The 13,684-nt window shown below is 58.2% G+C and carries 10 protein-coding genes; all 10 read left to right on the top strand.

What is annotated here, in order from left to right:
• Positions 1–194: 194 nt before the first annotated feature.
• The 10 genes from arcD to gcvT all read left to right on the top strand — a co-directional run bounded on the left by arcD (position 195) and on the right by gcvT (position 13,376).
• Positions 195–1,622: an arginine-ornithine antiporter gene (gene arcD, locus ACIQYF_RS10310; protein WP_402860460.1), complete on the top strand. Its 1,428-nt coding sequence runs from the start codon at positions 195–197 to the stop codon at positions 1,620–1,622.
• A 33-nt stretch (positions 1,623–1,655) separates the two neighbouring features.
• The gene (arcA, locus tag ACIQYF_RS10305) at positions 1,656–2,912 is read left to right on the top strand and encodes an arginine deiminase (RefSeq protein WP_402860457.1); all 1,257 of its coding nucleotides are present in this window, start codon (positions 1,656–1,658) and stop codon (positions 2,910–2,912) included.
• A gap of 76 nt (positions 2,913–2,988) precedes the next feature.
• A complete protein-coding gene (locus ACIQYF_RS10300) occupies positions 2,989–3,999 on the top strand; it encodes an ornithine carbamoyltransferase (protein WP_402860454.1) in 1,011 nt (336 codons plus the stop codon).
• Positions 4,000–4,117: 118 nt separating this feature from the next.
• A complete protein-coding gene (gene arcC / locus ACIQYF_RS10295) occupies positions 4,118–5,047 on the top strand; it encodes a carbamate kinase (protein ID WP_402860451.1) in 930 nt (309 codons plus the stop codon).
• 57 nt (positions 5,048–5,104) lie between these two features.
• Entirely contained in the window at positions 5,105–5,464 is a 360-nt protein-coding gene (locus ACIQYF_RS10290) for a DUF5064 family protein (RefSeq protein ID WP_402860448.1), read from the top strand.
• Between the two features lie 173 nt (positions 5,465–5,637).
• On the top strand, positions 5,638–7,146 hold the full coding sequence (locus ACIQYF_RS10285; RefSeq protein WP_402860790.1) for a sigma-54-dependent transcriptional regulator: 1,509 nt from the start codon (positions 5,638–5,640) through the stop codon (positions 7,144–7,146).
• Positions 7,147–7,453: 307 nt separating this feature from the next.
• Positions 7,454–7,837, top strand: a complete 384-nt coding sequence (gene gcvH / locus ACIQYF_RS10280) for a glycine cleavage system protein GcvH (protein WP_402860445.1) — start codon at positions 7,454–7,456, stop codon at positions 7,835–7,837.
• Between the two features lie 10 nt (positions 7,838–7,847).
• Positions 7,848–10,706, top strand: a complete 2,859-nt coding sequence (gcvP, locus tag ACIQYF_RS10275) for an aminomethyl-transferring glycine dehydrogenase (protein WP_402860442.1) — start codon at positions 7,848–7,850, stop codon at positions 10,704–10,706.
• Between the two features lie 151 nt (positions 10,707–10,857).
• Positions 10,858–12,234 carry an L-serine ammonia-lyase gene (locus ACIQYF_RS10270; RefSeq protein WP_402860439.1) on the top strand — a complete coding sequence of 459 codons (1,377 nt, stop codon included), beginning with the start codon at positions 10,858–10,860 and terminating at the stop codon, positions 12,232–12,234.
• Positions 12,235–12,251: 17 nt separating this feature from the next.
• Positions 12,252–13,376: a glycine cleavage system aminomethyltransferase GcvT gene (gene gcvT / locus ACIQYF_RS10265; RefSeq protein WP_402860436.1), complete on the top strand. Its 1,125-nt coding sequence runs from the start codon at positions 12,252–12,254 to the stop codon at positions 13,374–13,376.
• Positions 13,377–13,684 lie beyond the last annotated feature (308 nt).

Genomic DNA, 13,684 nt, shown 5'->3' with positions numbered 1-13,684 from the left:
CCAGTTATTGCCGCCGTATTACCTGAAAGCCCGACAGCATGGGCTTTTCGGGTCGCGTCAAAAAAATGCGCAATTGCGACCTCTCTCCTTTGCTGACAATGGAATGTAGTAATGCCCTGATCTATGTCAACTCCCTGAATAAACAACGGAATAACCTTTTAGGCCTCACTTCTCCTGGATTGGAGTCACTACAAATGTCTGATACTCCTGGAAAACTTCGACTGGGTGCATTGGTTGCTCTGGTAGTCGGCTCGATGATTGGTGGCGGTATCTTTTCGCTGCCACAAAATATGGCTGCAAGTGCTGATGTCGGTGCGATTTTAATCGGTTGGGCAATTACCGCCGTCGGCATGCTGACACTCGCTTTTGTATTCCAGACCCTCGCCAACCGAAAACCCGACCTGGACGGCGGTGTCTACGCCTACGCCAAAGCCGGTTTCGGCGACTACATGGGCTTCTCGTCAGCCTGGGGTTACTGGATTAGCGCCTGGCTCGGCAACGTCGGCTACTTCGTGCTGCTGTTCAGCACACTGGGGTACTTCTTCCCGATCTTCGGTGAAGGCAATACCCCGGCGGCCATCATCGGCGCCTCGGTATTGCTGTGGGCCGTGCACTTCCTGGTCCTGCGCGGCATCAAGGAAGCCGCGTTCATCAACCTGGTGACCACCGTCGCCAAAGTGGTTCCGCTGGTTCTGTTCATCCTGATCGCGGTATTCGCCTTCAAACTGGACATCTTTACCAGTGACATATGGGGTCTGAAAAACCCTGATCTGGGCAGCGTGATGGACCAAGTGCGCAACATGATGCTGGTCACCGTATGGGTGTTCATCGGTATCGAAGGCGCGAGCATCTTCTCTTCCCGTGCCGAAAAACGTTCAGACGTGGGTCGAGCCACTGTGATCGGCTTTATCACCGTACTGCTGTTGCTGGTGCTGGTGAACGTCCTGTCGCTGGGCATCATGACCCAACCTGAACTGGCGAAATTGCAGAACCCGTCGATGGCTGCCGTGCTTGAGCACGTCGTGGGTCATTGGGGTGCGGTTCTGATCAGCGTTGGCTTGATCGTGTCGTTGCTGGGAGCCCTGCTGTCGTGGGTGCTGCTGTGTGCCGAAATCATGTTCTCGGCCGCCAAGGACCACACCATGCCGGCCTTCCTGAAAAAGGAAAACGCCAACCATGTACCGGTTAACGCCCTGTGGCTGACCAACGCCATGGTGCAGGTGTTCCTGATCATCACCCTGTTCTCGGCCAGTACTTATCTGTCGCTGATCTACCTGGCGACCTCGATGATCCTGGTGCCTTACCTCTGGTCAGCGGCCTACGGTTTGTTGCTGGCGGTACGCGGTGAGACTTACGAAAACGCCCTGGCTGAACGCAAGAAAGACCTGTTCATCGGCTCGGTCGCACTGATCTACGCCATCTGGCTGATCTATGCCGGTGGCCTGAAATACCTGCTGCTCTCGGCTCTGCTGTATGCACCTGGCGCGATTCTGTTCGCCAAGGCGAAACGCGAGAGTGGCCAGCAAGTGTTCACCCCTATCGAGAAAGTGATTTTTGCCGCTGTTGTCATCGGTGCCCTGGTGGCGGCGTATGGCCTGTACGACGGCTTTCTAACCCTGTAACACCCTGTTTATGTACTTTGGAGGATGACTGTAATGACCACGGAAAAAGTGAAGTACGGCGTACATTCCGAAGCCGGAAAGCTGCATAAGGTTATGGTGTGCTCTCCAGGACTGGCTCACCAGCGCCTGACCCCGAACAACTGCGATGAGCTGTTGTTTGATGACGTGCTCTGGGTTAACCAGGCCAAGCGTGACCACTTCGATTTCGTGACCAAGATGCGCGATCGCGGGATTGATGTGCTGGAAATGCACAACTTGCTGACCGACATCGTCGCCATGCCAGAAGCGCTGGACTGGATCCTGGACCACAAAGTGACACCGAATCAGGTGGGTGTGGGCCTGGTCAATGAGGTCAAGGCCTGGATCAAAAGCCTGGAGCCGCGTCACGCAGCCGAGTATCTGATTGGCGGCGTATCGGCTGACGATCTGCCAAGCAGCTTCGGCGGCAAGACCATCCAGATGTTCCGTGATTTCCTTGGTCACACCAGCTTTATCCTGCCACCGCTGCCGAACACCCAGTTCACCCGCGACACCACCTGCTGGATCTACGGTGGCGTTACGCTGAACCCGATGTACTGGCCTGCGCGCCGTCAGGAAACCCTGCTGACCACTGCGATTTACAAGTTCCACCCTGAGTTCACCAACGCCGATTTCCAGATCTGGTACGGCGACCCGACAGTAGACCACGGCAACGCCAGTCTTGAAGGCGGCGACGTCATGCCAATCGGCAAAGGCGTGGTACTGATCGGCATGGGCGAGCGCTCCTCACGCCAGGCCATCGGCCAACTGGCACAGAACCTGTTCAAGAACAAAGCGGTTGAACGCGTCATCGTTGCGGGCTTGCCAAAATCACGCGCCGCCATGCACCTGGACACCGTGTTCAGCTTCTGCAACCACGATCTGGTCACCATCTTCCCGGAAGTCGTGAACCAGATTGTCGCCTTCTCCCTGTACCCGGATGAAAGCAAAGCCGGCGGCATTGACGTACGACGTGAAGAGTCCAGCTTCCTGGATGTGGTCGCCAAGGCGCTGGGCCTCAAAACCCTGCGCGTCGTCGAGACCGGCGGTAACGCCTTCGCCGCCGAGCGCGAGCAGTGGGACGACGGCAACAACGTGGTGGCACTGGAGCCGGGTGTGGTGATCGGTTACGACCGCAACACCTACACCAACACCCTGCTGCGCAAGGCCGGTGTCGAAGTGATCACCATCAGCGCCTCTGAACTGGGCCGCGGCCGTGGCGGCGGCCACTGTATGACCTGCCCAATTATCCGCGACCCCATCGCCTATTAATTCACTAATTGATTGCTTGCGCTGGCCCCCACAAGGGGCGGCGCAAGCCGGTTAACCAGAAACCCAGGAGATCCCCATGGCGTTTAACATGAAAAACCGCAGCCTGCTCAGCCTCGTGCACCATACTCCACGCGAGCTGCACTTCCTGCTGGATCTGTCCCGTGATCTCAAGCGCGCCAAGTACACCGGTACTGAAGAGCCGCACTTGAAAGGCAAAAACATTGCGCTGATCTTCGAAAAAACCTCGACCCGCACCCGCTGCGCGTTTGAAGTGGCGGCCCACGATCAGGGCGCGCACGTGACGTACATCGACCCGGTTTCGTCGCAAATCGGCCACAAAGAAAGCATGAAAGACACCGCCCGCGTTCTGGGCCGCATGTTTGACGCCATCGAATACCGTGGCTTTGAGCAAGTGATCGTGGAAGAGCTGGCCAAGTATGCCGGTGTGCCCGTGTTCAACGGCCTGACCGCTGAATTCCACCCAACGCAAATGATCGCCGACGTGCTGACCATGCGCGAACACAGCGACAAGCCTTTGCACAGCATCAGCTACGCCTACCTGGGCGACGCCCGCAACAACATGGGTAACTCCCTGCTGCTGATCGGCGCAAAACTGGGCATGGATGTGCGTATCGCGGCCCCTAAAGGCCTGTGGCCAGAAGAAGCATTTGTTAAGCAGTGCAAGGAATTTGCCAAGGAAAGCGGCGCCAAAATCACCCTGACCGAAGACCCGAAAGCCGCCGTCAAAGGCGTGGACTTCATTCACACCGACGTTTGGGTATCGATGGGCGAGCCTGTTGAAGCCTGGAACGAACGCATCAAGCTGCTGCTGCCGTATCAGGTCAATGCCGAGATGATCAAAGCGGCAGAGAACCCACGCGTGAAGTTCATGCACTGCCTGCCAGCGTTCCACAACTGTGAAACCAAAGTCGGCAAAGACGTGGCAGAACACCACCCGAACCTGAAAAACGGCATTGAAGTGACAGAGGAAGTGTTCGAGTCCCCGGTCAACATTGCCTTTGAGCAAGCCGAAAACCGCATGCACACCATCAAGGCAATCCTGGTAGCGGCCTTGGCTGATATCTAAGCCATAACGCCAACTCTGTCGGCGCGAGCGTGTGTGGCGATCTTGTAAAAGATCAAAAGATCGCGACACACGCGGCCCCCTACAACCCGGACTTTCCTGCTCAATAAGGACATTTTCTATGCGTATCGTCGTTGCACTGGGCGGTAACGCCCTTCTGCGTCGCGGTCAGCCCATGACTGCTGAGAATCAACGCGAAAACATCCGCACCGCCACCGCCCAAATCTCCCGCATTGCCCCTGGCAACGAGTTGGTCGTGGCCCACGGCAACGGCCCCCAAGTCGGCCTGCTGTCGCTGCAAGCTGCGTCGTACACCGCCGTAGCGCCCTATCCGCTGGACGTGCTCGGTGCAGAAACCGAAGGCATGATCGGTTACATGATCGAGCAAGAACTGGGCAACCTGCTGCCATCAGAGGCGGCTTTTGCCACCCTGCTGACCCAGGTTGAAGTCGACCCTCAAGACCCGGCATTCCAGAACCCGACCAAACCGATTGGCCCGGTTTACAGCGAATCCGAAGCCAAGAGCCTGGCGGCCGAAAAAGGCTGGAGCATTGCACCGGACGGCGACAAGTTCCGCCGTGTGGTGGCCAGTCCGAAACCCAAGCGCATCTTTGAAATTCGCCCCATCAAGTGGCTGCTGGAAAAAGGCACCATCGTGATTTGTGCAGGCGGTGGCGGTATTCCGACCATGTATGGCGAAGACGGCAAACTCAAAGGCATTGAAGCCGTGATCGATAAAGACCTGGCTTCTTCGCTGCTCGCGCAACAGTTGGACAGCGATCTGCTGGTCATTGCCACTGACGTCAACGCCGCGTTTATCAACTGGGGCCAGCCGGACCAAAAGGGGATTGCTCAGGCGCACCCTGATGAGCTGGAAAAACTCGGCTTTGCCTCCGGTTCCATGGGGCCGAAAGTCGAAGCCGCCTGCGAGTTTGCCCGTAAAACCGGCAAGAGCGCAGTGATCGGCGCACTGGCGGATATTGAAGCTATCGTTCAAGGTAAAGCGGGTACTCGGGTCAGCACCGAGAAACCGGGCATTACGTATTTCTGAACCTAAGGGCAGGCCTTACAGTCTGCCCTTGACTACTTATCCCCAAGGAGCAGCCCTATGGCCTCGTTCGAACCCGGTCACCTGCATATCCATCGTGAGCCGCTGCAGCCTGGCGACTTTGGTTATGACATCAAAATTGATTACCAGGTCGTTCAGGATCCTCAGGAAGGCAAGTCGATGCAATTCGACATGCACGGCCAGATCAACCAGAAGGACTTCAAGGAGACGTTCACACTGCCCAAGGACATGGCCTTCGACTTCGCGCGAGAAGCTTTCAAGATTGCCGTGAAAAATGGCATTCCGAGTCATGCGAACATCCTGTCGATGCATAAATTCTACGATTTGATGTTCAAGGACGTACGAGAGCAACTCGACGTCAAGCCGGGCGATCCGGTTAAGCCTGAACACCTCGAATAACCCGCCTCTGTGTAGCCGCTGCCGCAGGCTGCGATAAGGCCCGAAGGGGCTTCAAAAACCTGAACGCGCTCCATCGCAGACTGAGCCAGCGGCTACAAAGGCTTCGGGTTTTGGCCTAATCCTCCCCGCCAAGGCATACTGGCCACCCCTTGGCCGTAGTTTTCCTCGTTCCCATGCGCATCCATGTCAGTTTTATCGACCGTGTCGGCATCACCCAGGAAGTTCTGGCCTTGCTCGGCGGGCGTAATCTCAATCTGGATGCGGTGGAGATGGTACCACCCAACGTTTACATCGACGCCCCGACCCTCAGCCCGCAAGTGCTCGACGAACTGCGCGAAGCACTGTTCCGGGTCAACGGTGTGCAGTCGGTGATGGTGGTCGACATCCTGCCCGGCCAGCGCCGCCACCTGCAACTCGATGCCTTGCTCGCCGCCATGGCCGACCCCGTTCTGGCCCTGGACAGCGCCGGCCATGTGCTGCTGGCCAACCCGGCATTGGTGACGCTGTATGGCCGCGACCCGACGGGTGAAAGCATCGGTGAGCTGTTCAGTGACCCTGGCTTGCTGGATGTGTTGCTGGAAAACGGTTTTCGCCTGCCCCTGCGTGAGGTCACGCTTAACGGGCATCCTCTGATGCTCGACGCCACGCCGATTACCGATGCCGGTGCCCTGCTCACGCTGTACCAGCCCAGCCGCATTGGTGAACGTCTGGCTGCGCTGCACCACGACCATGCTGAAGGCTTTGACGCGCTGCTCGGTGAATCGCCGGCGATCCGCACCTTGAAAGCCCGTGCACAGCGCGTGGCAGCGCTGGATGCGCCGTTATTGATTCAAGGTGAAACCGGCACCGGCAAAGAACTGGTGGCCCGGGCCTGCCACGCCATCAGCGCCCGTTTTGCGGCGCCGTTTCTGGCCTTGAACTGCGCCGCGCTCCCGGAGAACCTGGCTGAAAGCGAGCTGTTCGGTTACGCCCCAGGCGCCTTCACCGGCGCACAACGCGGTGGCAAGCCAGGGCTGATGGAACTGGCCAACCACGGCACCGTGTTTCTGGATGAAATCGCTGAAATGTCACCGTACCTGCAAGCCAAGCTGCTGCGCTTTTTGAATGACGGCAGCTTCCGTCGGGTCGGTGGCGAACGTGAGGTCAAGGTCAATGTGCGGATCCTCAGCGCCACACACCGCAACCTCGAAAAAATGGTCAACGAGGGCACGTTTCGCGAAGACCTGTTCTATCGCCTTAACGTGCTGAGCATCGAAGTACCGCCGCTGCGCGAACGTGGCCAGGATATTTTGCTGCTCGCGCGCACGTTCATGCAGCAGGCCTGCACCCAAATCCAGCGCCCCGCGTGCCGCCTGGCACCTGGCACATACCCGGCGCTATTGGGCAATCGCTGGCCGGGGAATGTGCGCCAATTGCAGAACGTGATCTTTCGCGCGGCTGCAATTTGCGAGAGCACGCTGGTCGACATTGGCGACCTGGACATTGCCGGAACGTCGGTGGCGCGCCAAGGCGACAGTGACGTTGAAACCCTCGAACACGCTGTTGAATCCTTCGAAAAGGCACTGCTGGAAAAGCTCTACGTCAGCTATCCCTCGACCCGGCAACTGGCCAACCGCCTGCAAACTTCGCACACCGCCATTGCGCACCGGCTGCGTAAATATGGGATCCCCAGCAAGACCTGACCCCTGTAGGCAAGCACGCGCCCACAGGGGCTGTAGTGATTTCATTCCAGTGTAATGAATTCAATACACAGGCCTTAACCCTCTGTCGCTCAAGGCTTTGATCCTCTTGGATTTTTTAAGGGCCTTAGGGCTGTATCGATTTCGCTACAGGACAACCAGTAAACCGCCCCTAAAAAACACTCAACCACCTGATAAATAAGACTTTTACTAAAGTGGCAGCCATTTTGCAGTGAAGTCATCGAGTAGCTCGACTTGCACGAGCATTACACCTGTGACCACCAGACACGTCTGGGCCTGAGGAGTTTCGATGAGCGAATTGCGTTTTACTGAAGACCACGAATGGCTGCGTGCCGAAGCCGATGGCAGCGTGACCGTGGGCATTACTGCTTTTGCGCAAAACGCTTTGGGCGATGTGGTGTTTGTTCAACTGCCTGAGTTGCAGGCTTACGCCAAAGGTGCAGAAGCCGCCACTGTTGAGTCAGTCAAGGCCGCCAGCGGCGTGTACATGCCGCTGGATGGCGAAGTGCTCGAAGTGAATCCCGCGCTCGACAGCAGCCCGGAACTGGTCAACGAAGACCCGCTGGGGGAAGGCTGGTTCTTCCGCTTCAAGCCTGCTGATGCAAATGCGGTCGACGCGCTGCTGAATCAGGACGCGTACGACCGCCTGATCAAAGCCAACGCCGAAGCCTGAGGAATCCGCCATGACTATCAATCTCAGCACCGCCAATGAATTCATCGCGCGCCACATTGGCCCGCGCCAGGCCGACGAGCACGCCATGCTCGCCACGCTTGGTTTTGAATCACTTGAAGCCCTCAGCGCCAGCGTGATCCCGGAAAGCATCAAAGGCACCAGCGTTCTGAACCTGCCTGCTGGCCAAAGCGAAGCCGATGCACTGGCTTCGATCAAGGCCATCGCCGCCAAAAACCAGCTGTGTAAAACCTATATCGGTCAAGGCTATTACAACTGCCACACGCCTTCGCCGATCTTGCGCAACCTGCTGGAAAACCCGGCCTGGTACACCGCTTACACGCCGTACCAACCAGAAATTTCGCAAGGCCGTCTCGAATCCCTGCTCAATTTCCAGACGCTGATCAGCGACCTGACCGGCCTGCCGATTGCCAACGCGTCACTGCTCGACGAGGCCACCGCCGCTGCCGAAGCCATGACCTTCTGCAAACGCCTGAGCAAGAACAAAACCAGCAACAGTTTCTTCGCCTCCAGCCACTGCCACCCGCAAACCCTCGACGTGCTGCGCACCCGCGCCGAGCCGCTGGGGATTGAAGTGGTAGTCGGTGATGAGCGCGAATTGAGCGATGTTTCGACATTCTTTGGCGCACTGCTGCAATACCCGGCCAGCAATGGCGATGTGTTCGACTACCGCGAACAGGTAGCGCGCTTCCACGCGGCTAATGCACTGGTGGCTGTAGCGGCTGATTTGCTGGCCCTGACTTTGCTGACCCCGCCGGGTGAATTCGGCGCCGACGTGGCCATCGGCAGCGCCCAGCGTTTTGGCGTGCCATTGGGTTTCGGCGGTCCACACGCGGCTTATTTCTCTACCCGCGACGCGTTTAAGCGTGACATGCCGGGGCGCCTGGTCGGTGTCTCGGTCGACCGTCACGGCCAGCCTGCACTGCGCCTGGCCATGCAAACCCGCGAGCAACATATCCGCCGCGAGAAGGCCACCAGCAACATCTGCACCGCCCAAGTGCTGCTGGCCAACATCGCCAGCATGTACGCCGTGTACCACGGCCCTAAAGGCCTGACGCAGATCGCTCAGCGCATTCATCAGTTGACTGCGATTCTGGCGCAAGGCCTGACGGCGCTGGGTTTAAAGGTTGAGCAAAGCCAGTTCTTCGACACTTTAACGCTGAACACCGGCAGCCAGACGGCCGCCCTGCACGCCAAGGCGCATGCTCAGCAGATCAACCTGCGCGTGGTCGACAGCGAGCGTCTGGGCCTGTCGCTGGACGAAACCAGCAGCCAGTGCGACGTGATCGCTCTATGGACGCTGCTCGCCGCTGACGGCCAGGCACTGCCTGATTTTGACGCGCTGGCTCAATCGGTTAAAGGCACCTTACCCGCTGCATTGCTGCGCCAATCGCCGATTCTGACCCACCCGGTGTTCAACCGTTATCACTCCGAAACCGAGCTGATGCGTTACCTGCGCCGCCTGGCCGACAAGGATCTGGCGCTGGACCGCACCATGATCCCGCTAGGCTCGTGCACCATGAAGCTCAACGCCGCCAGCGAAATGATCCCGGTGACCTGGGCCGAGTTCGGCAACCTGCACCCGTTTGCACCCGCTGAGCAGAGCCTGGGCTATCAGCAACTGACCAACGAACTGGAAGCCATGCTCTGTGCGGCCACCGGTTACGACGCCATCTCGTTGCAACCCAACGCCGGCTCACAAGGTGAATACGCAGGCTTGCTGGCCATTCGCGCCTATCACCAGAGTCGTGGCGATGAGCGCCGCGACATCTGCCTGATCCCATCCTCAGCGCACGGCACCAACCCGGCCACTGCCAACATGGCGGGCATGCGCGTGGTGGTGACCGCCTGTGATGCACGCGGCAACGTCGACATTGAAGACCTGCGCGCCAAAGCCATCGAGCACCGCGACCACCTCGCGGCCCTGATGATCACTTACCCGTCGACCCACGGCGTGTTCGAAGAAGGCATCCGCGAAATCTGCGGCATCATTCATGACAACGGCGGCCAAGTGTACATCGACGGCGCCAACATGAACGCCATGGTCGGCTTGTGCGCTCCGGGCAAGTTCGGCGGCGACGTATCGCACCTCAACCTGCACAAAACCTTCTGCATCCCACATGGCGGTGGCGGCCCGGGCGTTGGCCCGATTGGCGTCAAGTCGCACCTCACGCCTTTCCTGCCGGGTCACGGCACCATGGAGCGCAAAGAGGGCGCGGTCTGCGCAGCACCGTTTGGCAGTGCGAGCATTCTGCCGATCACCTGGATGTACATCCGCATGATGGGCGGCGAAGGCCTCAAACGTGCTTCGCAACTGGCCATTCTGAACGCCAACTACATCGCCCGACGTCTCGAAGAGCACTACCCGGTGCTGTACTCGGGCGCCAACGGCCTGGTGGCGCACGAATGCATTCTCGACCTGCGCCCGCTCAAGGAGAGCAGCGGCATCAGCGTTGATGACGTGGCCAAGCGCTTGATCGACTTTGGCTTCCACGCCCCGACCATGTCGTTCCCGGTGGCAGGTACGTTGATGATCGAGCCGACAGAAAGTGAGTCCAAGGAAGAACTGGACCGTTTCTGTGAAGCCATGATCCGCATCCGCGAAGAGATTCGCGCGGTCGAAAACGGTAGCCTCGACAAAGAAGACAACCCGCTGAAAAACGCCCCGCACACAGCAGCCGAAATGGTTGGCGAGTGGACTCACCCCTACAGCCGTGAACAAGCGGTGTACCCGGTGGCGTCCTTGATCGAAGGCAAATACTGGCCGCCGGTTGGCCGTGTCGACAACGTGTTCGGCGACCGCAACCTGATCTGCGCGTGCCCGTCGATCGAGAGCTATCAGGAGGCTTGACACAAAACCTGTAGCCGCTGCCGCGGGCTGCGAAAAGGGCCGCAGGACCTTCGCTTTTCTGTCAAAAGCAGGGTCGCTGCAACTCATCGCAGCCTGCGGCAGCGGCTAGACAATGTTTTGCCAATACACCTAAAAGAAACCGGAGAACCCTATGTCGTTAAGCGTGTTCGACCTGTTCAAGATTGGCATCGGCCCCTCCAGTTCTCATACCGTCGGCCCCATGCGCGCTGCCGCGCGTTTTGTCGAAGGCTTGCGTCGTGATGATCTGCTGCATAGCACGGCCTGCGTAAAAGTAGAGCTTTACGGCTCCCTCGGCGCCACCGGCAAGGGTCACGGCAGCGACAAGGCCGTGTTGTTGGGGCTTGAAGGCGAACACCCGGACACCGTTGACACCCAAGCCGTGGCCGAACGTCTGGCTGCCATTCGCAGCAGCGGGCGTTTGAACCTGCTGGGCGAACATCCCATCGAATTCAACGAAAAACTGCACCTCGCGATGATTCGCAAACCCCTGCCCTTTCACCCCAACGGCATGATTTTTCGGGCCCTGGATGCGGCCGGCATTCAGATCCGTAGCCGCGAGTATTACTCGGTAGGCGGTGGTTTTGTGGTGGATGAAGGCGCCGCGGGCGCCGACCGCATTGTCGAAGACAGCACCGTCCTGAAGTACCCGTTCAAAAACGCCAAGGATCTGCTGCGCCATTGCGTCACGCACAACCTGTCGATCAGCCAGGTGATGCTGGCCAATGAAAGTGCCTGGCGCCCCGAAGCCGAAACCCGCAGTGGTTTGCTGCACATCTGGCAGGTCATGCAGGACTGCGTGAGTGCGGGCTGTCGCAATGAGGGGATTTTACCCGGAGGTTTGAAAGTGAAACGCCGGGCGGCCGCGCTGCACCGTCAACTGTGTGCAAACCCAGAGGCCGCGCTGCGCGATGCGTTGTCCGTGCTCGACTGGGTGAATCTGTATGCGTTGGCGGTCAATGAAGAAAACGCCAATGGCGGGCGCGTGGTCACGGCTCCCACCAACGGCGCGGCGGGGATTATTCCGGCCGTGCTGCATTACTACATGCGCTTTATCGGCGGCGCCAACGAAGATGGTGTGGTGCGGTTTTTGCTGACGGCGGCCGCCATCGGCATTTTGTACAAAGAGAACGCTTCAATTTCTGGCGCTGAAGTCGGCTGCCAGGGCGAGGTCGGCGTGGCCTGCTCCATGGCCGCTGGCGCGTTGTGCGAGGTGCTGGGCGGCAGTGTGCAGCAGGTCGAAAACGCCGCTGAGATTGGCATGGAACATAACCTGGGCCTCACCTGCGACCCGATTGGCGGACTGGTGCAAGTGCCGTGCATCGAGCGAAATGCCATGGGTTCAGTCAAAGCCATTAATGCTGTGCGCATGGCCTTGCGCGGTGACGGCCAACACTTTGTCTCGCTCGACAAGGTGATTCGCACCATGCGCCAGACCGGCGCCGACATGAAAAGCAAATACAAAGAGACCGCTCGCGGCGGTCTGGCTGTCAACATTATTGAGTGCTGATTTTCAAGGAGTCACGAATGTCCACCGAACACTTGCTTAAAACCCCGCTGCACGCACTGCACCTTGAACTCGGCGCCCGCATGGTGCCGTTTGCAGGCTATGACATGCCCGTTCAATACCCATTGGGCGTCATGAAAGAGCATCAACACACCCGTGAACAGGCCGGTTTGTTCGATGTGTCGCACATGGGGCAAATCCTCCTGACCGGCACCGATGCGGCCACAGCACTGGAAGCCCTGGTCCCCGTGGACATCATCGACCTGCCGGTGGGCATGCAGCGTTATGCCATGTTCACCAATGAGCAAGGTGGCATTCTCGATGACCTGATGGTGGCTAATCTGGGCAATGACCAACTGTTCCTGGTGGTCAATGCGGCCTGCAAGGATCAAGACCTGGCACATCTGCGTCAGCACGTGAGCGCCCATTGCGACATCCAGCCATTGTTTGAAGAGCGCGCTCTGTTGGCGCTGCAAGGCCCGGCGGCGGTGGCTGTATTGCAACGTCTGGCGCCAGAAGTGGCAAAGATGACCTTTATGCAGTTTGCCCCGGTCACCTTGCTGGGCGTTGACTGCTATGTCAGCCGCTCGGGTTATACCGGCGAAGACGGCTTTGAAATCTCGGTGCCTGCAGCAAGCGCTGAAGCCTTGGCACGCCACCTGTTGGCAGAACCAGAAGTTCAGGCCATTGGTTTGGGCGCACGCGATTCATTGCGGCTTGAGGCAGGCTTGTGCCTGTACGGGCATGACATGAACGAAAAAACCACACCTATTGAAGCCGGGCTGTTGTGGGCCATCTCCAAATCGCGTCGCGCCGATGGCCCGCGTGCTGGTGGTTTTCCCGGTGCCGAACAGATTTTTGCCCAGCAGCAAAACGGTGTTGCACAAAAACGGGTCGGCCTGCTGCCCCAAGAACGCACCCCCGTGCGTGAAGGCGCAGAAGTGGTTGATAAAGACGGCAAGGTCATCGGTCGCGTGTGCAGCGGCGGCTTTGGCCCGACACTCGGCGCCCCCCTGGCAATGGCTTACCTGGACACCGAACATACAGCGGTAGACAGCGAAGTCTGGGCGATAGTGCGTGGTAAAACTGTACCGATGAAAGTCTCGAAGATGCCATTTGTAGCGCAACGTTATTACCGAGGATAAGCGTCAGATCTGTCGCTATCCGTATATACAGTTGTATGCCCGTGTTACTTGTGTGCATACAACTGCTACAAAACAGTGCGAATTTTCGATAGTGAAAGCCTCATTTAAAACACGAAAACAATTGAACATCTCTATGACTAAACTTTCTTTAAGTCTGAACACACTCCACTTTAGTAGCGAGCTTGCCCAGGGATCTTTTGATCTTTAAACACGGTCGCGAAGCCAGCGCCCCCTACCGTTCTCATTCGTTTAAACGAACTACAGTGGGGTTATAAGGTGTTTATTTAAGGGGCTTGTTTTTTCAATCC

It is taken from the genome of Pseudomonas sp. NPDC096917 (assembly GCF_044762555.1).
In the GTDB taxonomy this organism is placed as follows: domain Bacteria; phylum Pseudomonadota; class Gammaproteobacteria; order Pseudomonadales; family Pseudomonadaceae; genus Aquipseudomonas.
This window is presented reverse-complemented; position numbering and strand designations above follow the sequence as displayed.

Bases quoted from the DNA above. Each gene is read 5' to 3' on its own strand.
- arcD (WP_402860460.1), top strand. From the start codon at position 195: ATGTCTGATACTCCTGGAAAACTTCGACTGGGTGCATTGGTTGCTCTG.
- arcA (WP_402860457.1), top strand. From the start codon at position 1,656: ATGACCACGGAAAAAGTGAAGTACGGCGTACATTCCGAAGCCGGAAAG.
- ACIQYF_RS10300 (WP_402860454.1), top strand. From the start codon at position 2,989: ATGGCGTTTAACATGAAAAACCGCAGCCTGCTCAGCCTCGTGCACCAT.
- arcC (WP_402860451.1), top strand. From the start codon at position 4,118: ATGCGTATCGTCGTTGCACTGGGCGGTAACGCCCTTCTGCGTCGCGGT.
- ACIQYF_RS10290 (WP_402860448.1), top strand. From the start codon at position 5,105: ATGGCCTCGTTCGAACCCGGTCACCTGCATATCCATCGTGAGCCGCTG.
- ACIQYF_RS10285 (WP_402860790.1), top strand. From the start codon at position 5,638: ATGCGCATCCATGTCAGTTTTATCGACCGTGTCGGCATCACCCAGGAA.
- gcvH (WP_402860445.1), top strand. From the start codon at position 7,454: ATGAGCGAATTGCGTTTTACTGAAGACCACGAATGGCTGCGTGCCGAA.
- gcvP (WP_402860442.1), top strand. From the start codon at position 7,848: ATGACTATCAATCTCAGCACCGCCAATGAATTCATCGCGCGCCACATT.
- ACIQYF_RS10270 (WP_402860439.1), top strand. From the start codon at position 10,858: ATGTCGTTAAGCGTGTTCGACCTGTTCAAGATTGGCATCGGCCCCTCC.
- gcvT (WP_402860436.1), top strand. From the start codon at position 12,252: ATGTCCACCGAACACTTGCTTAAAACCCCGCTGCACGCACTGCACCTT.